Source organism: Bifidobacterium miconisargentati, assembly GCF_019331675.1.
In the GTDB taxonomy this organism is placed as follows: domain Bacteria; phylum Actinomycetota; class Actinomycetes; order Actinomycetales; family Bifidobacteriaceae; genus Bifidobacterium; species Bifidobacterium miconisargentati.
This window is the reverse complement of record NZ_JAHBBJ010000003.1, coordinates 39,219-59,660: the sequence shown is the minus strand read 5'-3', so window position 1 is coordinate 59,660 and position 20,442 is coordinate 39,219. Positions and strand designations below refer to the sequence as shown.

Genomic DNA, 20,442 nt, shown 5'->3' with positions numbered 1-20,442 from the left:
GTTGGTTGCATGACGGCCGATTAGACGGCCGGTCAGGCGGCCGTCACTGACGCATGAACGGCGCGTTCGTGATGGTCAGATTGCCGTCGCCGTCCACATATCCCTCGATGGCGATGACGCCGGAAATCGGCATCGGTTGGCCGTTGAAGTACGGGCTGGTCTTGGGCGCGGGGGAGAAGACCAGCGTGCCCGACACCGTCAGTCCGCTCGGTTTCGCGGCCGCCGCCATAGGCGTGGTTGCGATTGGCGCAGGGCCGTGAGACTGTCGGTTTGCCGGAGCCGCGGCGCTATCGTCCGCGCTGTTGGCTTTGGGAATCCTGACGGGGTCCGGGGATGCCGGCTGAGTGTCCGTTGCGACTGATGTGCCTGCCGTGGTATCGGTCTTGCGCATCGCGTTTGTCGCGTCTGTGATATCGTCGGTCGGCCGGTCGCCGAAATCAAGATCCGGCACACCTTCCGGTTCGGCCAGCAGATCGGCCAGCGATTGCCCGCCGCGCGACTTGGCGTGGGAACCTTCGCCCTTGTCGTCGCCCTTGCCGGACTTCGTAGCACCGGATTCAAGGGGCTTGCGCAGGCTCGACGCATCCGCCTGGCCGTCCAGCACCAGCTGCACATCCGGCGGCACATCGGTGCCGCGGGAATATTCGGAATGCAGCAGCGACTGCCATCCCTCGATGGGCAGGTACCCGTCGCGCGCGCCGGACCGACAGTCGCCCGCATAGGTGCGTGCCAGCTCATCCACCAGCTCGTTGCCCGCGTTGCCTGCATGTCCCTTGACCCACTTGAAGCTCACCGGGCCGGGTCGGCGGGAGATCTCCGCGTCGATGGCCTTGATGAGCTCGACGTTCTTCACCGGCTTCTTCTGCGAGTTCTTCCAGCCGTTGCGCTTCCAGCCCTTGACCCATGTGGTCGAGCAGTTGATGGCGTACTGCGAATCGGATTCGATGAGCAGTGGCTCGCTGCCGGGATGCGCACGCAGCGCCTCCAGCACCGCGCACAACTCGCCGATCTGGTTCGTGCCGTTCGTGGCACCGCCCGCGTCATAGCCGTGGTCGTCATGCTCATGACCTGGCTTGCCGCCGGCGTTCTTCTCGTGGTCGGCCCACGCCCAGCCCATTGGGCCGTTCGGATTGCCCAGCGCCGATCCGTCTGTGGATACTGTGATGGTCACGCTTTGCTCGCTTTCCGGTCGATCCGAACGGCCCCTTCGCGGGCGGGCCCGCTCACTTCGCCTACGGAAAGCCCACTGGACTTTCCGCTTGACGGCTCAGCATTCGGATTACCCAGCGCGGACCAATCCGTGGATACAACAATCGTCATGCGCTCCACCCTAACGCACGGCGTACGCAACCTTGCCATAGCCGAGAGCATCTCCGCCGAGTTATCCACACCGCCTATGCGGTTATAAGCTGTATCCACATGAATGCCCCGCTTTTGCGCGTACTGTTCAGACCGTTATGGTGAGGCCATGAGCAATAACGTCAATGGGGATGCAGGCGATGAAAACGCCACAATAATGCGGGATTCAGCCGATGCCGCATATGCCGAATGGTCGGGTGCCGAATCGGTGTCCGATGATTTCGAGGTCTTCGGCAGTCCTGGAAACGAAACTGTCTCGAACGGACGTGCGAATGGCGCGAAGTCGTTGTCGTCCTCGATGTCCATGCGGGACGGTCTTGCCAAGCGCAGGCGAGATACGCTTAAGCGTTGTACCGAAGAGGCCAAGCGTCTGGACCGACAACTGTTGTTTGGCATGACCACCGCGTTGCTGTTGTAATCCGTGCCGTTGCCTGCCGATTGCGATCTTGATGCTGAGGCTTTGCATACGGTGTCCAGCACGAAGTCGAAGCGCATCAGAGTGCGGAATTCACCGCTTCGTGCGCATACCTGGAAAGCTGTGTCGGTTGCGGATCGGGTGCGCCTGAACCAGCATGTGTTCGCGCTCGATTTGTTCCACGCATGGGCCCAACTTGCGGTGCATGTTCCATTGCCGTCTTTGGTCGCTCTCGGCGATTCGATCATCACTGCCATGGCTCGGCAGCCATCACTGGCAAAAGGGCGTGATGCAGTCGGCATTCACCGTGATTTTGTCGCATTCGCGGATGGCCTATCTTCGTTCAATGGCAAGACGGCATGCATGCGTGCTATGGCATTAATGATGCCGAACGTCGATTCCCCAAAGGAGTCGGAATGCCGGTTGACGTTGCAGTGCCATGGCATTCCCCGCCCGGTTGTGAACTATATGGTGCCTGGCATGAGTTTCAAATCCGGGGCGCCGATGAGTTTGGATATGGCATGGCCTGAGTATCGCGTCGGAATCGAATACGATGGGGATCAGCATCGTACCGACAAAGCCCAATGGAGACGCGATCAGGAGAAGCGTGACCGTCTGCGTGCCCGAGGCTGGGTGGTTTTCGCGGTGACTGCTTCGAACTTTGCCGACGACTCCGCGCGGGCCGACTTGGCGTTTTCCGTTGCCCGACAATTGGCGTTGCGCGGCATGGAATTCGGTTTTCGGGTTGTCGCCATGACGGTCGAGCAGCTGGCCGTGCTACAAGGTGGATGATGACCGGGAGTGAGTGGGTGAAAGGCCTTGAAGGGGCGTTTTGCGATGCCAGCTTGCCCCACTGCCAATGAAACCGGTTGCGAGTCGAATAGGGTACATGATTCCTTGCTCCTATTCCGCCTATTCATGCAATTCGCAAGATGGGGACAACCGAGCTTGCCCCCATTGTCAAATGAATCGTTTCATATGAGAATCGGGGCAATATGTCAATCCACAAAAGCGCGGAATGACGCCATTTCTTGAAATCTCTCATTGAAGCCGTCGGAGACGTCTTGCCCCGATTCACGAAAAACAACGAAAAATCAAGATGGGGACAAGGATTTTTGTCCCCGTATATGCGTCAATCGTTTTCACTGAAAATAGGGGCGAGTGATGAAGCATCATTAGCAACTACGTGCTGCGTAATACCCCAGTTGCGACGTGAATAGGCACACGTATGTGCGCATCAAACGAACGGGCCCCCTTCATCGGCACCGATGGCCAGAACTGTCGAACGGAGAATGCATACAGGAGTCTGCAGGGAAGCGAAAGTGATCCAACACGGAGCGCAATGGTAAATACTTCAGCTTCGCACGCTGCGCTTCATTGGCCGAACGGGCATGAAAAAGGGTTCCGCCGGAACTTGAATTCCAGCGGAACCCCAGTGATGCCAAAAAATCAGGTATCAGCCCCGAATCACTCGCTCAGGGCCTTGTCCACCACGACCTTGGCCTCGTCGAGTACCTTGTCGAGGGCCTCGGGGCTCTCGAAGGACTCGGCGTACACCTTGTAGATGTTCTCGGTGCCGGAAGGACGGGCCGCGAACCAGTTGTCCTTGGTGGTGACCTTCAGGCCGCCGATCTTGGCGCCGTTGCCCGGAGCCTCGGTGAGCTTGGCGGTGATCTCCTCGCCGGCGAGGGTCGAAGCGGTCACGTCGTCGCCGGAAAGCTTGGCGAACTTCTGCTTCTGCTCGAGGGTGGTCGGCGTGTCCACGCGCTTGTACCAGGACTCGCCGAAGCGGGCCACCTGGTCCTTGTGCAGCTCGGCCGGGTTCTTGCCGGTCTTGGCGGTGATCTCGGCGGCCAGCAGGTCGGGGATCAGACCGTCCTTGTCGGTGGTCCACACGCGGCCGTCCTTGCGCAGGAAGCTCATGCCGGAGCTCTCCTCGCCGCCGAACGCGACCTCGCCCTTGAACAGCGGGTCGACGAACCACTTGAAGCCGACCGGCACTTCGACCAGCTTGGCGTTGATGGACGCGGCCACGCGGTCGATGAGGGAGGAGGAGACCAGCGTCTTGCCGATGCCGGCGCCGGCGGGCCAATCCGGACGGTTGCCGCCGAACAGGTACTCCACAACCACGGCGATGTAGTGGTTCGGGTTCATGACGCCCCAGTTCGGGCACACGATGCCGTGACGGTCGGCATCCGGGTCGGTGCCGCCCACCAGGTCATACTTGTCCCAGGCGCCGGCGTTGAGCTCGTCCACCAGACCCTTCATGGCGTACGGGGAGGACGGGTCCATGCGGATCTTGCCGTCATGGTCGATGGTCATGAAGCGCCAGGTCGGGTCGACGTCCGGGCGCACCACGCCGATGTTCAGGCCGTACTTCTCGTTGATGAGCGGCCAGTAGTTCACGGAAGCGCCGCCGAGCGGGTCGATGCCCAGACGCACGCCGGAGTTGCGGATCACGTCGAAGTCGATGACGTTGGCCAGATCGTCCACGTAGTGCTCGCGGAAGTCGAAGCCCTCGACGTACTCGGACTTGATGGCCTCCTCGTAGGGCACGCGCTTGATGGACTTGAAGTCGCCGAGCAGCTCGTTGGCGCGGGCGGCGATGGCGTTGGTGGTCTCGGCCGGGGCCGGGCCGCCGGTGACGGGATCGTACTTGAAGCCGCCGTCGGTGGGCGGGTTGTGGGAAGGCGTGACGACGATGCCGTCGGCCAGGCCCTCGCCCTCGAAGCGCTGGGTGCCGTCGGCGGCGCGGTTGTGCGTCAGGATGGCCTGGGAGACCACGGGGGTGGGCACGAAGTCGTCGCGGGAATCGATGCGCACGTGCACGCCGTTGGCAACGAGCACCTCGATGGCGGTCTTCTTGGCCGGGCCGGACAGCGCGTGGGTGTCGGAGCCGAGGTACAGCGGACCGGTCACGCCGGCCTTCTTGCGGTATTCGGCGATGGCCTGGGAGATGGCGATGATGTGGGCCTCGTTGAACGAGGTCTTCAGGGACGATCCGCGGTGACCGGAGGTGCCGAAGATGACACGCTGCTCGGGAACGGACGGGTCGGGGACGAGGTCATAGTACTTGCCGATGACCTCATCGACGTTGATCAGATCTGCTGGGGTGGCGGGCATACCCGCATTGTTTGCTACCATGCTCCCTATTGTGCCACGTTTTTCGCGGTTTCCGGGCGTGGCTGTGTTAAGAGTTGTCAACTTTTGTGCGAAAAACAAAGGGCCGGCCCCACTCCAATGCGGGGGCCGACCCTCGAAGCCGATGCCGGAAACGACCGGCAACCCGTTGATATGACGGTCAGCGGTGGGCGATCTCCTCCTCGATCTCCTCCAGCGACTTGCCCTTGGTCTCAGGCACGAAGCGCAGCACGAACGGGATGGAGAGGGCCGCGAACACGCCGAAGATGGCGAACGGGCCGCCCACGTTGTTGCCGAAGGCGTCGAGCAGCACCAGGAAGAACTGGGAGACGATGAAGTTGCCCAGCCAGTTGGCGGCCGAACCGAAGGAGGAGCCGATACCGCGCACCGACAGCGGGAAGATCTCGCCGATGAGCACCCAGGCGATCGGACCCCACGAGACCGCGAAGCCGAGGATGTAGAAGGCGATGAGGATCATGGTCGGCACGGCGAGCACGGCCACGTCGCCCACGAAGTTCATCACGGCGAGGATCGCGAGCGAGACGGTCATCACGATGGAGCCGAAGATCAGCATGCCCTTGCGCGGGAACTTGTCCATGATCATGGTGGCGACGATCGTGGAGACGAAGTTCACCACGCCGATGCCCACGGACACCCAGATCGCGTCGGACTCGGGGAAGCCGAAGCCCTTGATGAACACCTGCGGCAGGAAGTAGATCACCGAGTTGATGCCCACGAGCTGCTGGAAGAGCATGATGCCGATGGCGGCGACGAGCGCCGGCTTGGCGATGCGGAACAGCTCGCGCACGCCGCCCTTGGTGTCCTGCGCGGCCACGGCCTTGATCTCGTCCAGCTCAAGCTGCACCTGGGTCTGGTCGACGTCCTTGCGGATGAGGGTGAGCACCTTGAAGGCGTTGCGTTCGTCGCCCTTGTTGACCAGGTAGCGCGGGGACTCGGGCAGCATGATGCCGCCGATGAGGAGCAGTGCGGCCGGCACGAGCGCCGAACCGAGCATCCAGCGCCAGTCGCGCATGCCGAGCAGGTTGTGGCCCAGGAAGCCGAGGTTCGAGGCGTAGGCCAGCAGGATGCCGAACGTGATCATGAGCTGGAACAGCGTGGACAGCGAGCCGCGGCGCTTCTTCGGGGCGAGTTCGGCGAGGTAGGCCGGGGTCAGGGCGGAGGCGGCGCCCACGGCGAGGCCGAGGATGATGCGGGCCGCGACCATCATCAGGAAGCCGGTGGAGGTGGCGCACATGCCCGAACCGATGAGGAACAGGATCGCGGAGACGATGAGCAGCTTCTTGCGGCCGAACTTGTCGGACAGCGCGCCGATGGACAGCGCGCCGGCGCACGAGCCGATGAGCACGGAGGAGGTGATGAAGCCGGTCTGCGAGACGGTCAGGCCGAAGTCGGACTCGATGAGCGGGGAGGCGCCGGAGATGATGCCGGTGTCGAAGCCGAACAGCATGCCGCCGAGCGCGCCGAATGTGAAGATGAAGGTGCTGTTCAGGGGCCAGCGCGTGGAGAATTTGCGTGATTCGATGGTCTCGATGGTTTCGATCGCGTTCGTCACGACGTTGCCGTCGATCTCGCTGGTCTCGGATACCGCCTGCATCGCTGCGGGTGATGTCGTTGCCGTCGTCATTGCCTTAGGTCCTTTCATCGCCATTGACGGGCCATGCCCGCCGGCGTGGCCCTGCCGCGTGCGGGTCGGCTTCGATTGCCAAGTCGCCGGAAAACAAAAAAAGACCTGGAACAACGTGGAATACGCATATTCGAACAATGAATACGCAAATTCCACATCGCTCCAGGTCTTGCCTCGTTTCCAAGTAACAACCCTGCTACGCAACGTGTGAAAGATAGAATACGACTTTTCCGTGCGCGACACTCCGAAGAAATCGGGAATCCGCGACGGTTTTCGCGGGAGGCCGTCGCGCCGGATGCCTGTGGACAACCCGACGCCGATGGGGGAGAATTACGGGAAACGGAGACAAGGAGGGGACGTGTCAGGCGAGTGGAACGGGACGGGTGCGTCGGGTGCGATGGGTGCGCCGGCCATGGGCGACGGGATTTCCGCCGCCCCCGCGGCGTCGTCCGCGTCTGGCGTTGCGGCACCGGCTCGGCGTCCCGCATCGCAGACGCCGGCATCCGCGGCCGACATCGCGCAAGGCATCGTCGAGGCGGTCGGCGGCACATCGAACATCACGGACCTGACCCACTGCGCCACCCGCCTGCACATGACCTTGGCGGACCCCGGGCGTACGAATCCGGACCGCATCGAGGCCGTCTCCGGCGTGCTCGGCGCTTTCCCGCGTGCCGGCGGCCGGTACCAGATCATCATCGGCGGCGCGGTGGCTTCGGTGTACGAACGGATCATGGGGTTGCGAGCAACGGTTTCCGGTGGCGAACCGTCTGGTGCTGGGAGCGTCGATGAGGCGACGGGCGTCGTCGTCGGAGATGGCGGGCAGTCCCGTGCCGGCGCCGTACCGTCCGGAACCCCCGGTAATGCCAGACTCGCCGAATCCGCCGTATCCGTTGCAGGGACTGATGCCTTTTCCACCCCCTTCGCCCCATCCGGACGCAACGACTTGCCACGTCTGCCTCGCACGGCGCGCGACTGGGCCGAGGCGATCCTCGACTACCTGTCCGACTCGTTCCGACCGCTGCTCGGCGTGCTGCTCGGGGCGTCGCTGGTCATCGCCATCGCCAACGTCGTCATCGCGCTCGGCCTGATGCCGTCCGGCGGGGATGCCAGCGGTTGGAAGCTGCTCAGGACCATCTGGGAGGGCATGTTCACGCTGCTGCCGATCATGATCGCCTACAACGCGGCCCGCAGGCTGCATGTGGATCCGTGGCTCGGCGGCTCGATCATGGCGGCGCTTATGATCCCGCAATTCACGGGTTTGTCCGGCAGCGTGTCGGTATTCGGAGTGCGGGTGACGCTCAGCGACTACAGCGGCAACATCTTCGTGCCGTTGCTGATGGTCGCCGTGCTCGCGCTCGTATACCACGGTCTTACACGCATCATCCCGGGCAGTGTGCAGATGGTGTTCGTGCCGTTCCTCTCGCTGTCCGTCGTGTATCTCATCGCCCTGCTCGCCATCGGCCCGTTCGGCATATGGATGGGCGACGGTCTGGCCGCGGCGACGGCCTGGCTGGATGCGCATGTGCCGTTCCTGTTCGCCCTCGTCATCCCGATGCTTTATCCGTTCCTGGTGCCGCTTGGCCTGCACTGGCCGCTCAACGCCCTGATGCTGATGAACCTGCAGTCGCTCGGCTACGACTTCGTGCAGGGGCCGATGGGCGTGTGGAATTTCGCCTGCTTCGGCGCTACGGCCGGCGTGCTGGTGCTTGCCGTGCGCGAGCGGGATTCGGCCATGCGCCAGACCGCGTTGGGGGCGCTGGTGGCCGGGCTGTTGGGCGGTGTCTCGGAGCTGAGCCTGTACGGCATCCATCTGCGCCATCGCCGGGTCTATCGATGGCTGCTCGCCGGATGCGCCGCGGGAGGCGTGGCCAGCGCGGTGCTGGGCTGGTTGTTCCCGTCCGTGCTGGCTTCCGGCAGGGTGATTCGCGGGGTGACGACCACGGCGTTCGCCTTCTCCTCGCTGTTGACGATTCCGGTGTTCAGCAGGATGTGGGTGTACGCGCTGTCCATCGCGGTGGCGTTCGCGACGGCCATGACGCTGACCGTGCTGTTCGGGTATCGCACGCCGGTGCCGGACGAATCTGCAGATGATGCGGAAACCACGCCGGTACCGTCTTCGGAGAATGCAGTGGGGCGTGGAAAGCGCGGAGCCGGGTCTGATGATGCGGTCGCAGGTCCCGTTCCGGCAGACAAGGACGATTTCGTTTCGCAATCGGCGACCTGCATTGCTTCTGACCACACTGCCCCGGACGTTGGGGTGTCGTCCAACGCCATCTTCGCGCCGGTCTCCGGCCGGGTCAAGGATCTGGGGGCCACCGGAGACCCGGTGTTCGAATCCCGTGCGCTGGGCGAGGGCGTGTGCATCGTGCCGGCAACGTCAACGATGGTGCCTGTGCTGGCACCGGTGAGCGGCACGCTGAAGACGGTGGCCAAAACCGGTCACGCCTTCGGCATCAAGACCGACGGCGGCGTCGAGGTGCTGGTCCACATCGGTCTTGGCACTGCGGGCATGGACGGTGAGGGATTCGCCGTCGACGCGGCCAAGGGAGACCGGGTCGATGCTGGCAGGACGCTGGCGCAGGTGGATTTCGGGGCCATCGCGGCCGCCGGTCATGACACCGCGGTGGTGGTGACCGTGGTGAACACGGCAGCCATGACCTCGGTCACGCCGCTGACCGGTCGGCATGTGACGGCCGGCGACCCTATCATCGATGTGGAACGGTAAAGGCCGGGATTGGCTGACGGACATGCCGGACATGACGGATACGGCGATGGCGGCGCAAGGGCCGCGGGAAGGAACGCCATGGAGATACTGAGGGTGTTCAACAACAACGTCGTGCTCGCCAAAGAGGCGGACGGCGGCGAGGTGATTCTCACGGGTCGCGGCCTGGGATTCCAGGCCAAACCCGGCCAGACGGTGGATGAGTCCAAGGTGGTGCGCACCTTCGTACCGGCGGACGGGCGCGACCCCGATCATCTGGCGCAGATGCTGTCGGATATCGATCCGGAGACCATCCGTATCATCGTCGACGCCATGAGAGAGACCGGCTTGGGGGAGCGGGAAGTAGGCAGCACCACACTGGTGATGGCGCTTGCCGATCATATCGCCGGAGCCATCGCGCGGCAGCAACGCGGCATCACGGTCGAGTATCCGCTGGCCGGCGAGATCAGCAATCTTTATCCCAAGGAATACGAGCAGGGCCGCACGCTGCTCAAGGCCATCAACGGCAAGCTGTCACAGCCATTGCCGGTTGGCGAGGAGACATCGCTCGCCATGCATCTGGTGAACGCCGGATTCGCGACGGGCGATCTGACCTATACGTATACGATGACCGGTGTGATTCAGCAGATGCTCGACATCATCGAGCATGCGTACAATCTGAAGCTTGACCGCGAGTCAGTGAACGTGGGACGCTTCATCACGCATCTGCGGTACCTGTTCATCCGCATCCACCAGAACAAGCAGCTTGCCGACGAGCCGGCGCCGATCATCAATGCGATTCGCGACGCTTACCCTGAAGCGCTGCGTTGCGCGTCCACTATCGGCAGGCTATTGGAGCTGAGACTGGATGCGGACGTGAGCGAAGACGAAGTGGCCTACCTGGCCATGCATGTGGCCCGGGTCACCGCCGACGTTCATCGGTAGCCCTTGCCTCCGGGACTGCCGACCGAGGGCATTCCCCGCTTTCGGTTCCTTCCTTGGAGGGAACCGAAAGCGGAACCGTCGCTTTTGGCGACTTGAGGGGAGCTGGAAGACAGTTCCCTACCGCACCGGTTCGAGGATGCTGGTGTTTTCCGCGAAATCGGCGGTGGCGTTCGCCGCGGCCGCCTGGGCGGTCTTCTCCAGCGAGGACAGCGAGGAGGCCGGCACGCGCACGATGAGCGCGCGATGGTCCACGGAGAAGCGGATGTGCCGGGTCTCAGGCAGCATGTCGCCGTCCACCTGGGCCTTGGCCGGCTTCTCCAGCATGATCTCCGCGGAAACGCCCTGCACCTGCTCCATCGTGGAGTTCGTGGACAGCGGGTTCTGCTCGGGCTTGCCGGTGATGGTCTGGTGCACCACGTCGCCGAACAGGTTCGCCCATCCCAGGATGCCGCCGGTGGTGTCGATGATCTCGAAATCGAGGATGCCGTCGTCGTAGGATGCGGCCGGCATCAGCGAGAACACGGGAATCTGGCCACAGTTGCCGGCCATCACCGTGCGGAACTTGAGGTTGTTGATGGTGTGGGCCGAGCCGTCGGCGCTGGTGATGGTCAGGTCGCCGCGGAACTTCGGGGCGAACAGGTTCTTGATGCCGCCGGCGAAGTATGCGAGCCAGCTGATGTTGCGCTTGAGTTCGGGGTCCGTGTCGTCGATCATGGCCGCGTCGAAGCCCACGCCGGCGATGATGAGGAAGGCGTGGCCGTGGTCGTCCTCGGGATGGTCGAGCAGCGTGAGACGACCCATGTCCACCAGGCGCGAGCCGTGCGAGGTGGCCACCGTGAGCGCCGCGTCGATGTCGTCCACGGGGATGCCCATATTGCGGGCGAACAGGTTGCCGGTGCCGATCGGGATGATGCCGAGCGCATGGCCGGTGCCGGAGACGGCGCTCGCCACCGTGCGTACGGTGCCGTCGCCGCCCACCGCGATGACCACGTCGGCGCCGTCGTGGAGCGCCTCCAGCGCGCAGACACGGCCGTCCTTGTCGAGCTGGGTGTCGTAGAAGCGGATGCGATCGAGCCCCTTGGCCTGGCAGAACTCCTTGATATGCAGTCGCTGGGCCTCCGCCTGCGGTTTGGAGGGGTTGATCACGAAGGCGTACTGCACCTCGTCGTCACGACGTTTCTCCAATGATTCCGCCAGTTTGCGGCGGCGGCGCGCACGCAACGCGAGTGCTGCGGCGACTATGGCCACGATCACGAGGATAACGACGGCGACGATGAGCGCGGTGACGGCAGGCTGAGACATGACTCCTATTGTTAGCGTGACCACGGGGACAAGCGGCGAAAGTTGCGCGAACATGAACAGTTTGTGCACGTTGTGCGGTTCGCCGGCCGCGGGCGATGAAAGCCGGTTCATGCAACGGATGCCGATACCCGTCCGGAACGAGGCGAAGCGGTCGCCGCGTGTCGGCTTGCGGCGGTAGTGTTAGGCGCATGCTTGATATTCAATTCATCCGTGAACACACCGACATCGTCAAGGAATCCCAGCGCAAGCGCGGCGAGTCCGTGGAACTCGTCGACGAGGTGCTCTCCTCCGACACCACCCGTCGTGAAGCGCTGAAGGCCTTCGAGGAAGCCCGCGCCCAGCAGAAGGAAATCGGCAAGAAGGTCGCCGCCGCTCCGGCCGACGAGAAGGCCAAGCTCATCGCCGAGACCAAGGAGCTGGCCGCCAAGGTGGCCGAGTACAAGTCCAAGGCCGATTCCGCCGCCGAGGAATACACCACCGCCATGTGGAAGCTGTCCAACATCGTCGAGCCGGAGGCTCCGGAAGGCGGCGAGGACGATTACGTGGTCGTCAAGAAGGTCGGCCAGATTCGCGACTTCGCGGCCGAGGGCTTCGAGCCGAAGGATCACCTGACCCTGGGCACCGAGGTAGCCGGCATCGATATGCGCCGCGGCGTCAAGGTCGGCGGCTCCCGCTTCTACTTCCTGCGCGGCCAGGTGGCCCGCATGCAGATCGCCATGCTCACCATGGCCGTGGACCAGGCCGAGGAGCACGGCTTCACGCTGGCCATCACCCCGACGCTGGTGCGTCCCGAGGTCATGCGCGGCACCGGCTTCCTGAACTCCCACGCCGATGAGATCTACCGCCTGCGCGAGCCCGACGACCAGTACCTGGTCGGCACCTCCGAGGTGGCGCTCGCCGGCATGCACGAGAACGAGATTCTGGACCTGTCCAACGGCCCGCTGCGCTACTGCGGCTGGTCCTCCTGCTACCGCCGCGAGGCCGGCGCCGCAGGCAAGGACACCTCCGGCATCATCCGCGTCCACCAGTTCGACAAGGTGGAGATGTTCGTCTACGCCAAGCAGGAGAACTCCTACGCCGAGCACCAGCACCTGCTGGAGATGGAGCAGGAGATGCTCGCCAAGGTCGAGGTGCCGTACCGCATCATCGACACCGCCGCCGGCGACCTGGGCTCCTCCGCCGCCCGCAAGTTCGACTGCGAGGCCTGGGTGCCGACCCAGGGCCGCTACCGTGAGCTGACCTCCACCTCCAACTGCACCGAGTACCAGGCCCGCCGCCTGAACATCCGCGAGCGCATGGAGGACGGCGGCACCCGCCCGGTCTCCACCCTCAACGGCACGCTGGCCACCACCCGTTGGCTGGTCGCCATCTTGGAGAACCACCAGCAGAAGGACGGCTCCATCGAGATCCCGAAGGCCATGCGAGCCTACATGGGCGGCAAGGAAGTCATCGAGCCCACCAAGTGGGAGGCCTGATCCCCCTTCCTGGCTCCCCTTGTCAGGACATTGCCGTGAAGCAAACAGCGGAGCTGTTTGTAGGCGATGTGCGAGACGACAGTCGAGCCGACAGAACGCGAATGAAATTCGTCCTCAATTGCAGGACGAGCTGTCAGCGCAGCTGACTGAGGGGTAGTCACGCGGATAGGACATTGCGTATAAGGCGATTCCGACTGCGATGGGTATGAGCTCACTCCCACTGGCCACCCCAGCTGTATAATTGAACATCGTGCGCTTTTGGCTTTGGCCATCGCGCGCACAAGGACAGATGTCTGAGCGGTCTAAAGAGACGGTCTTGAAAACCGTTGAGGGGCGACCCTCCGCGAGTTCGAATCTCGCTCTGTCCGCCTCTAGGGTTTCAAGCCACTCGCTTGAAACCCTTTTTTCATGCCGAAAACGTTGCAATTCCGCCGTTTTCACGGCCTGACGCCGTTTCTGGGGCATTCGCGTAACCCTGCGCAATGACGCTTGTTAATGGGTACCGGGGTGGGTAAATTGGCGGGTACGAGGTACCGGACGGGAAAATTACCCACTTGAAGGGGAGGGGCGGACGCCATGGCAAGGCCACGGAAACGGCAGCGCAGACGCTTCGGCCGGCTGCGCACCGTCACCAAGCATGGCCACGACTACATCGAGGCCTCATACCTGACGCCGGTGGAGGCGTTCGACAAATGGCCCGACCTGCCCAAGCGCCAGTACAAGGTGGTGACGCCCGAATACGAGACCGAGGCCGTGGCATGGCTCGACAAGGCCGAACGTGACATAAGGCTGGAAGTGTGGACGCCGCCGCAAATCGAACGCGCGCGGGAGAAGCGCGAGGCCGTCACGTTCCGCGAATACGCCGAACGATGGGTGAGGGAACGCCGCAAGGCCAACGGCGACCCCATACGTGAGACCTCGAAGCAGAAATACCGTGAGGCGCTGCGCCTCTACCTCTACCCGGCCTTCGGTGACAAGCGGCTGGGCTCCATCACCGCCAAGGACGTGCAAGCGTGGTGGGACGGTTTCAAGCCCGAACGCGCCGCCGAGGGCGCAAGCCTTGAAGCCCGTCGCGCCGACACCTACGCGAAACTGCGCGCCATCATGGCGAGCGCCGCCAAGGAACCCATAGACGACGAAGGCAACACCCTAATCAAGGCCACGCCATGCACCATAAAGGCCGCACAGGGCGATACCAAGCACAAGGTGGTGATAGCGGAACTCGACCAACTACAGGCCCTTTACGAGGCAATGCCCGCATGGCTGCGCCTCACCGTGTACCTAGCCGGATATCTAGGACTGCGCGAGGGTGAGTGCTTGGGCCTGCAACGCCAAGACATCGACTTGGACGCCATGACCTTGCATGTGCGCCGCGCCGCCAAGACCGAGGAATACGAGGACGGCAGCAAGAAGAACGTGCTAGGCCCGCCCAAGAGCCGGGGAAGCATTCGAGACCTGACTATTCCCGAGTTCCTCGCCGAACCCATACGCGAGCACTTGGAACACGTCGGCCCCGAGCCTGACGCCCTACTGTTCCCCTCTCCGCGTTCCGGCGGCATATGCGCCGGCCAGACACTCCGCAACGCCTTCAAGCGGGCCATAGTCAAGACGCCCGCGCTCGCCGGCATGAGGTTTCACGACCTCAGGGACACGGCGCTGACCCGTCTCGCGGCAATGGGAGCGACCACCGGCGAACTCATGCGACAGGCCGGGCACCAGACGCTCGCCGTCGCCAGCAAATACCAACACCGCGTGCAAAGCCACTACGAGAGCGTCATGGGCAACCTCGAAACCGCCGTGACGACGGCGAGCGCCGCGCCCGCCGACTCCACCGACGGCCCGGACGGTGAACTGGAGGCGCTCGCCGGCGTGCTCGCGGCCATGCCGTTGGCCGAACGGGTGGGCGTGCTGCGCTCGCTGCCTGCCGATAGGCGCGTGGCCGTATTGGATGCGCTGCCCGGCGACGTGAAGGCCGAGACGCTAACGGAACTGCTGAAAGAGTGAGGGGGGCGACACGCCGGTAATGTCAACGTTTTTCGTAATGTTCCATCTCACAGGAAAGGGTGACGTCCCGTGATAACGGGTGAAATCCGATGCAAAACGGCTGAAGTCCGCCGTTCCTCCACCACTGTTATGCGACTGTCCGCCGTTGCCGGAATGCCGCCGTTATTTAGGTGAATTTAATCAAATTTAATCAGTTTTCGGGAGTGAACACGGAAAATGTTAGCTTTTGCGTTTCACGCCCTGTTTCACGGGAGTTATCCACCGTGGAACCGCTATATAGCTGGGATGGGTTGTAAATATGCACTATCCTGCTTTATGACGCGGTGTTACATCTAACAAGCACAATGCCGCGCCCCAGAAAAAGCGAACGCCCCAGAGCGGCCACTCCGAGGCGTTCCGACCCCCGCCCGCGCGTGAAAGCACGGCACCACGAATGAATAGGAGTCAACATGAATAGTAACGCAACCATGCCCACGGCGGGCGCGCGCACGTCCATCAAACGACTGGAGCCGTTGAAGGCGGCGACCGAATCACTTGGCCTCAAGGACGAACGGGTGACCATGCGACTCGTGCGCGAAGGCAAGCTGAAGGCCGTGCGCGTGGGCAATCGCGTACTCATCACCACCAAGTCGCTCGATGCGTTCGCGGGGTGCTGACCCGAGATGGACACCATGGAAGAAACCCCACGCCATGAGGCGGAGGGGCAAGCCCAGCACACCGTTTTCACCCCTCCCGTAGCCGCCGGCATGACCGACGCCAACGCGCCCGGCTACGTATTGGACGCCGTGACGTGGTTCCTCCTAGGCAACGTGTTCGGCGACTACCGGCTTACCGTCACCAACCAGTGCGAACGGACGGCCCGCACCATAGCCTTGGCCGTGTACTCGGGCCACGTGGCACCCCTGCCGTTCTCACTGTCCGTATGGTCGGGGGATAGGCCCGCGTTCGTGCTCGCCCAATACGCGGGCCTGCTCTTGCCGGCCTGCACGCTGACCATACGCCAGTACACGACGCCGACGGCCCGCACGCTGACGTTGAAGACCGACGGCACCGACGGCCGGCTCGACACGCTCATAGACCGGCGGGAACTCCCGTCACGCTCCCGCATGGACATCGGATACATGCGCCGGCGCATAGCCTCAAGCGCGGAAGCCAACCGCACGCGGATAACCCGAGCCGGCGAGCGCGGTTTGTCCGTTCCCGAGGCCGTGGGCATGATTGCCGGCGGCGTGTGGCCGTCCATAGCGGCCATAGTGATAGGCGGGTGAATCCCCGATGTATGCGAACGATACCGAGTTTTGGGAGTCCTCCAGCCGGTTGCGGCATATCCGGGACACGGCCCGCTGCGAGAGGGCCGCGCCGTGGGCCGTGCTGCCCGCCGTATTGGCCCGCGTGTCCGTGGCGATACCGCCCAACGTCGTGGTTCCCGCGTTCGTGGGCGGCGAATACGGCAGCCTGAACATGTTCGTGGCCATCGTGGGCGGTTCCTCCGATGGCAAAGGCGTCGCCGTGGGCTGCGCCCGCCGTCTCGTGCCCGACATACTCGACGCCGTGACCACGCTGCCCGTATCCGGCGAAGGCCTGCCGACCATGTTCGCCCGCCGCGAGCCCGTGGACGGCGGCGCCGGTGACGCGAAACACACCGTGCTCAAATGCGTGAACTGCCGCGCCCTATTGGACGTGCCCGAAGTAAGCGTGCTGGGTGCCGCCATGGGTAGGACGGGAAGCACCCTCTTGGGCACGCTCACGAGCGTATGGAGCGGCGAAGCGTTGGGAGGCCAGAACGTCGGTGAAACCAAACGTCTGCGTGTACCCTCATACGGATACCGCGTGGCGTTGACCACCGGCGTGCAGCCCGGCAATTCCGACATGCTCACACGCGAGGACGTGACCGGCCTTCCCCAGCGCATCCTATGGGGCACCACGCGAGACCCCGACGCGCCCGAGACCCGCCCCGACGGCCCGGCCGGCGCGTTCGGTTTCGACACGAAGGCGCTCGCCGGCATACAACCCGACGCCATGACCTTGAACGGCCTGTACCAGAACGGCAATTACTGGACGTACCGCAACGAGAACGACACCCTGGCGTACCCGCTCGAGATACTCAAGTACCCGCCCGAAGTCAGGGACGAAGTGGACAGGGACGCCTACGCCCGCCTTCACGGCACACGGCCCGCCGGCATGGACGGCCACAGCCTGTTCCTCTCCATCAAGGTGGCCGGCGTGCTCGCCGTCATGGAACAACGCTCCGGCCACGAATACGAGGTTACGGTGGACGACTGGGAACGCGCCAAATACATCACGGCACGCTCCCGCCAGTTCCGCGAGGAATGCATAAACACCGGCCGGAGGGAACGACGCGGCAAACGCCGCGACGCGCTCGCCGACGAACTCGTGGCCAAGGACGAAGCCCAAGAACTGGCCGCACGGGAGAAAGCCGAACGCGACCACCGACGCTACGCCCAGCGCATCACCAAACAGTTGCGAGACCGTGACGGCAGACACGAGGGCATAACAGGGACGGAGCTCAAACGGTTCACCGGACTGTTGGCGGACAACATATACCCAGCCCTTCAACGAATGTTCGATGAAGGGCAATTGGAGAAGACCGGCCCTGACACCGGCCGTCCCCAATCACAGTTATGGGCGCTCCCGTCAGCATAACGACGTATTCGCGGGGGTATAGAACGCTATACGCCTATACCCCTACTCCTGCCTCAAAAACAGGCTCTATACCGCACCGCCGTATAGTTCTATACCTCCGCAAAAGTATAGCGGTATAGAAACCGGTATAGAGACAAAAACCCAATGAAATCAACATGTATAGCGGTATAGCGCTATACCTTGCCCGCGAGCGCGAAAGCCGACGGTAGACACGTCGCGCTCGCCGGCGGGAAGGAATCGAACACATGGACTACAAGACCATACGCAAACGGGTGGAGGCCGGAACGGCCCGCCCGGTATCCGACCGGCAATTACTGAGCGTGATAGCGTGCGCGCTCTTGGATATCGCCGAATCACTCGACCACATCACGCGACTGATTGAAGACGGGGCGGCGAACGATGGCGAAGAACGGTAAGCGCGTGTACAAGGGCACGAGCCCGTTCATAGAGGCCTACAGGCAAGCCAAGGCCCGCACCGAGAAGACACAGCACGACAGGAACCGAAAGGACATGACACCATGCACGAGAACGAACCGCCGCAACTGACCCTGAACCACACGCCCGGCTATTGCACGCCGCCCCTCCCGTACGACGCGATAATAAACGACGACTGCGCCCGCACCCTGTTCCTGACCGACTTGGACGAATGGGGAATGACCTTCGAGGCCACCATGGCCGACAACGAACCCGACGCCCCGGTACTCTCATTTACAGTCTCCGCGCCGCCGGAAGGCACCACGATAGAAGACGACAGGCTGAAGGCGCTCGCCAACCGCGCGGGACTGTTGGCGGACTGGCTGGCCGACTGCGCGCTAACGGCCCGGCATATATCCGCCATGCACCCCGAGGCCCATATAAGCGCGGACATGACCGCCGAAGCCAACCGGACGACGGCGGGAGCCGGCGCATACGGGACGCGGCCCGAGGGGCGTATGCGGGAGTGGTTCGGCGGCACTTTGGCCCTGTACGCATCCATATTGGAACCGATGGGGCTGCGCTTCGCCGTCGCTCTCGACGGTTCCGTGAACCGCGTCGTATGCACGCTGGGCTTCACTGACAATATCCGCGAGTTTGCCGACCTTGACGACATGGCCGGCTGCATACGCTGCTGCCGTGAGGAACTGGCCGCATGGCTGCACGAGTGCATGAACGTGCTGCGCGACTGCCGCGCCGAATACCCGCCGGCGAAATAAACGAAACCCGAGGGGAGGGGCGGTGGAATCCCGACGGCGGAGAGGGTGTGGCCCACTACCCGCGTGCCCGCTCTTCCCCTCCCCCCGGTATCCCGCTAACCGGGGGTCGCGCGCGCGAGGGCGCTCTAACTTCCCGCTAGAGACTCACTAGGGAGTCCGTCGGCGAGCGCGACACCGTGTTTCCTCACGCTTGCTTATATCTACCTAACTAGATATAGTGTGTATCTAGTTAGGTAGATATGAAGGGAGGTGGATACGGCAATGACCTTGAAGGAACTCAGGGAGGCGAAGGGCTGGACGCAGTCGCAACTAGCGAAAGCCAGCGGAGTACCCCAGCCGGTAATCAGCGCCTACGAGAACGGCGCGAAGGATTGGCGAAACATGCCCCTAGAAAGAGCCCTAGCGCTCGCCGACGCGCTCGGCTGCGAAGACCTGAGACACCTAGCCGAATAAAAAGAGAAAGCCCCGAGGCGCTGGAACCGCCCCGAGGCCGACGCCAATCGATTAACGCAATCTGCACCAAAAGCATTAGCCGGAAGGCAACCCCAATACTAGCGGGGAACGCCTTCCGGCGGGAAGGAACACACCATGATTACCAACACGTGGCCCATGGAAGCCGCCGCCGCGCTCGCCGGCGAACGCGAACCCATCACCCTCCACTGGGTACGGTTCGGACAATCACACGAGGCCGGCGCGTTCGCCCTATGCGGAGAATACCTGTCCACGCCCCGTCGGGAGAACCCCGGCCAGTCCACGAGCGGACTCGACGCCATCATGTGCCCCATGTGCGAACTCGAACACGACGCCATGCTGGCCGACCCGAAAGGCTGGGCCAACCGGCGCATGTACGGCGACAGCGGCGACCCGAACCGGGAGGCCGTGCGAAGCGTGCTCATAACGCACATCATGACAAGCGACACGACCATAACCGAAACCGCGCGCACGGCCGGACTCGACCCCCGCGAACTCTACAGGCACATCATGGCCGGCGACGTGAGTCTGGGCGAACTCGACGCCATAGGCCACGCCACCGGCGACAGCCCGCTAAGCCTGCTGAAGGGCATAACCGCGATACGAGTCAAACGCGAACAGGCCCGACGCTGACCGCCAACCGCAACCGAACACAACCGGCCCGCCGTCGCATCTGCCACACGCGGCAATCAAACCGCGCGGCGACGGCCGGCCATAAACGGCAAACCGATTGAACACAGGCCAGCCGAAAGAATCCAACAAGGAACCACGAGGAAAGAAAACCACGAGCAAGGCCCGACGCACACGCCCCACGACGGCGAACGCGCCGGGCCTTCCCGTATCCGCCGGCCGACAGGGGCGGGGGAGGACTCCACCAAGCGGGCCGGCGAAACCGTTGGATAGCACGTCGAATCATGCATACGGCAGAACCCCCTGTTTTTCCCAGCCGCGCAAAGACGTGGGGCATGGGATGAAAGCCCGCCGGAAGCGGCAAGGAACCCGCCGAAGAACATAAGCCGGACGCGAACGACGAACGGCGGACACGAACGGCGAACCGTTTTCAGCCGGCGTTACGAAAAGGCCGGAACCATTGCAAACATTGCGCTCGCCGGCGTGCTTCACCATGA

General features: G+C 63.3%; 17 protein-coding genes and 1 tRNA gene. 14 read left to right on the top strand and 4 right to left on the bottom strand.

All coding sequences use genetic code 11. The annotated features are described in order from the left end of the window. Window positions 1-43: 43 nt before the first annotated feature. Window positions 44-1,117 (bottom strand): ribonuclease H family protein, encoded by a 1,074-nt coding sequence (locus KIH81_RS02635; protein ID WP_236029209.1) that lies wholly within the window; start codon window positions 1,115-1,117, stop codon window positions 44-46. Between the two features lie 351 nt (window positions 1,118-1,468). Between KIH81_RS02635 and KIH81_RS12005 the strand changes: the two genes are divergently transcribed. Beyond that, a complete protein-coding gene (locus tag KIH81_RS12005) occupies window positions 1,469-1,777 on the top strand; it encodes a hypothetical protein (protein WP_236029193.1) in 309 nt (102 codons plus the stop codon). A gap of 51 nt (window positions 1,778-1,828) precedes the next feature. Then, the gene (locus KIH81_RS02630) at window positions 1,829-2,566 is read left to right on the top strand and encodes a hypothetical protein (protein WP_236029191.1); all 738 of its coding nucleotides are present in this window, start codon (window positions 1,829-1,831) and stop codon (window positions 2,564-2,566) included. Window positions 2,567-3,241: 675 nt separating this feature from the next. On the opposite strand, the gene pgm is transcribed toward KIH81_RS02630, so the two are convergent. Next, window positions 3,242-4,918 (bottom strand): phosphoglucomutase (alpha-D-glucose-1,6-bisphosphate-dependent), encoded by a 1,677-nt coding sequence (gene pgm / locus KIH81_RS02625; RefSeq protein ID WP_214303952.1) that lies wholly within the window; start codon window positions 4,916-4,918, stop codon window positions 3,242-3,244. 157 nt (window positions 4,919-5,075) lie between these two features. Continuing rightward, window positions 5,076-6,560 (bottom strand): sugar porter family MFS transporter, encoded by a 1,485-nt coding sequence (locus KIH81_RS02620; RefSeq protein WP_214303951.1) that lies wholly within the window; start codon window positions 6,558-6,560, stop codon window positions 5,076-5,078. A 412-nt stretch (window positions 6,561-6,972) separates the two neighbouring features. Here KIH81_RS02620 and KIH81_RS02615 point away from each other — a divergent pair, with 412 nt between their 5' ends. After that, the gene (locus KIH81_RS02615) at window positions 6,973-9,285 is read left to right on the top strand and encodes a glucose PTS transporter subunit IIA (RefSeq protein WP_214304062.1); all 2,313 of its coding nucleotides are present in this window, start codon (window positions 6,973-6,975) and stop codon (window positions 9,283-9,285) included. 78 nt (window positions 9,286-9,363) lie between these two features. Beyond that, complete coding sequence (locus tag KIH81_RS02610; protein WP_214303950.1) at window positions 9,364-10,206, top strand: PRD domain-containing protein; 843 nt, start codon at window positions 9,364-9,366, stop codon at window positions 10,204-10,206. Between the two features lie 117 nt (window positions 10,207-10,323). On the opposite strand, the gene KIH81_RS02605 is transcribed toward KIH81_RS02610, so the two are convergent. Further along, window positions 10,324-11,508: a diacylglycerol/lipid kinase family protein gene (locus KIH81_RS02605; RefSeq protein WP_214303949.1), complete on the bottom strand. Its 1,185-nt coding sequence runs from the start codon at window positions 11,506-11,508 to the stop codon at window positions 10,324-10,326. A 188-nt stretch (window positions 11,509-11,696) separates the two neighbouring features. Here KIH81_RS02605 and serS point away from each other — a divergent pair, with 188 nt between their 5' ends. The 10 genes from serS (at window position 11,697) to KIH81_RS02555 (ending at window position 19,948) form a co-directional block, all read left to right on the top strand. Next, a complete protein-coding gene (gene serS, locus KIH81_RS02600; protein WP_109056399.1) occupies window positions 11,697-12,983 on the top strand; it encodes a serine--tRNA ligase in 1,287 nt (428 codons plus the stop codon). Window positions 12,984-13,266: 283 nt separating this feature from the next. Beyond that, window positions 13,267-13,351 (top strand) — tRNA-Ser (locus tag KIH81_RS02595). Window positions 13,352-13,559: 208 nt separating this feature from the next. After that, window positions 13,560-14,987: a tyrosine-type recombinase/integrase gene (locus KIH81_RS02590; protein ID WP_214303948.1), complete on the top strand. Its 1,428-nt coding sequence runs from the start codon at window positions 13,560-13,562 to the stop codon at window positions 14,985-14,987. A gap of 449 nt (window positions 14,988-15,436) precedes the next feature. Continuing rightward, window positions 15,437-15,643 carry a helix-turn-helix domain-containing protein gene (locus KIH81_RS02585; RefSeq protein WP_214303947.1) on the top strand — a complete coding sequence of 69 codons (207 nt, stop codon included), beginning with the start codon at window positions 15,437-15,439 and terminating at the stop codon, window positions 15,641-15,643. 15 nt (window positions 15,644-15,658) lie between these two features. Continuing rightward, window positions 15,659-16,255 (top strand): hypothetical protein, encoded by a 597-nt coding sequence (locus KIH81_RS02580; protein WP_214303946.1) that lies wholly within the window; start codon window positions 15,659-15,661, stop codon window positions 16,253-16,255. 7 nt (window positions 16,256-16,262) lie between these two features. Continuing rightward, window positions 16,263-17,651 carry a DUF3987 domain-containing protein gene (locus tag KIH81_RS02575; RefSeq protein WP_214303945.1) on the top strand — a complete coding sequence of 463 codons (1,389 nt, stop codon included), beginning with the start codon at window positions 16,263-16,265 and terminating at the stop codon, window positions 17,649-17,651. A 245-nt stretch (window positions 17,652-17,896) separates the two neighbouring features. Continuing rightward, window positions 17,897-18,067 (top strand): hypothetical protein, encoded by a 171-nt coding sequence (locus KIH81_RS02570; protein WP_214303944.1) that lies wholly within the window; start codon window positions 17,897-17,899, stop codon window positions 18,065-18,067. A 102-nt stretch (window positions 18,068-18,169) separates the two neighbouring features. Further along, window positions 18,170-18,844: a hypothetical protein gene (locus tag KIH81_RS02565; protein ID WP_214303943.1), complete on the top strand. Its 675-nt coding sequence runs from the start codon at window positions 18,170-18,172 to the stop codon at window positions 18,842-18,844. 261 nt (window positions 18,845-19,105) lie between these two features. Beyond that, window positions 19,106-19,297, top strand: coding sequence for a helix-turn-helix domain-containing protein (locus KIH81_RS02560; RefSeq protein ID WP_214303942.1), 192 nt, complete (start codon window positions 19,106-19,108; stop codon window positions 19,295-19,297). A 135-nt stretch (window positions 19,298-19,432) separates the two neighbouring features. Beyond that, window positions 19,433-19,948, top strand: coding sequence for a hypothetical protein (locus tag KIH81_RS02555; RefSeq protein ID WP_214303941.1), 516 nt, complete (start codon window positions 19,433-19,435; stop codon window positions 19,946-19,948). Window positions 19,949-20,442: the final 494 nt, after the last annotated feature.

Bases quoted from the DNA above. Each gene is read 5' to 3' on its own strand.
- serS (WP_109056399.1), top strand. From the start codon at position 11,697: ATGCTTGATATTCAATTCATCCGTGAACACACCGACATCGTCAAGGAA.
- KIH81_RS02560 (WP_214303942.1), top strand. From the start codon at position 19,106: ATGACCTTGAAGGAACTCAGGGAGGCGAAGGGCTGGACGCAGTCGCAA.
- pgm (WP_214303952.1), bottom strand. From the start codon at position 4,918: ATGGTAGCAAACAATGCGGGTATGCCCGCCACCCCAGCAGATCTGATC.
- KIH81_RS02635 (WP_236029209.1), bottom strand. From the start codon at position 1,117: ATGGGCTGGGCGTGGGCCGACCACGAGAAGAACGCCGGCGGCAAGCCA.
- KIH81_RS12005 (WP_236029193.1), top strand. From the start codon at position 1,469: ATGAGCAATAACGTCAATGGGGATGCAGGCGATGAAAACGCCACAATA.
- KIH81_RS02615 (WP_214304062.1), top strand. From the start codon at position 6,973: ATGGGCGACGGGATTTCCGCCGCCCCCGCGGCGTCGTCCGCGTCTGGC.
- KIH81_RS02585 (WP_214303947.1), top strand. From the start codon at position 15,437: ATGAATAGTAACGCAACCATGCCCACGGCGGGCGCGCGCACGTCCATC.
- KIH81_RS02610 (WP_214303950.1), top strand. From the start codon at position 9,364: ATGGAGATACTGAGGGTGTTCAACAACAACGTCGTGCTCGCCAAAGAG.
- KIH81_RS02555 (WP_214303941.1), top strand. From the start codon at position 19,433: ATGATTACCAACACGTGGCCCATGGAAGCCGCCGCCGCGCTCGCCGGC.
- KIH81_RS02575 (WP_214303945.1), top strand. From the start codon at position 16,263: ATGTATGCGAACGATACCGAGTTTTGGGAGTCCTCCAGCCGGTTGCGG.
- KIH81_RS02580 (WP_214303946.1), top strand. From the start codon at position 15,659: ATGGAAGAAACCCCACGCCATGAGGCGGAGGGGCAAGCCCAGCACACC.
- KIH81_RS02620 (WP_214303951.1), bottom strand. From the start codon at position 6,560: ATGACGACGGCAACGACATCACCCGCAGCGATGCAGGCGGTATCCGAG.
- KIH81_RS02605 (WP_214303949.1), bottom strand. From the start codon at position 11,508: ATGTCTCAGCCTGCCGTCACCGCGCTCATCGTCGCCGTCGTTATCCTC.
- KIH81_RS02590 (WP_214303948.1), top strand. From the start codon at position 13,560: ATGGCAAGGCCACGGAAACGGCAGCGCAGACGCTTCGGCCGGCTGCGC.
- KIH81_RS02565 (WP_214303943.1), top strand. From the start codon at position 18,170: ATGCACGAGAACGAACCGCCGCAACTGACCCTGAACCACACGCCCGGC.
- KIH81_RS02570 (WP_214303944.1), top strand. From the start codon at position 17,897: ATGGACTACAAGACCATACGCAAACGGGTGGAGGCCGGAACGGCCCGC.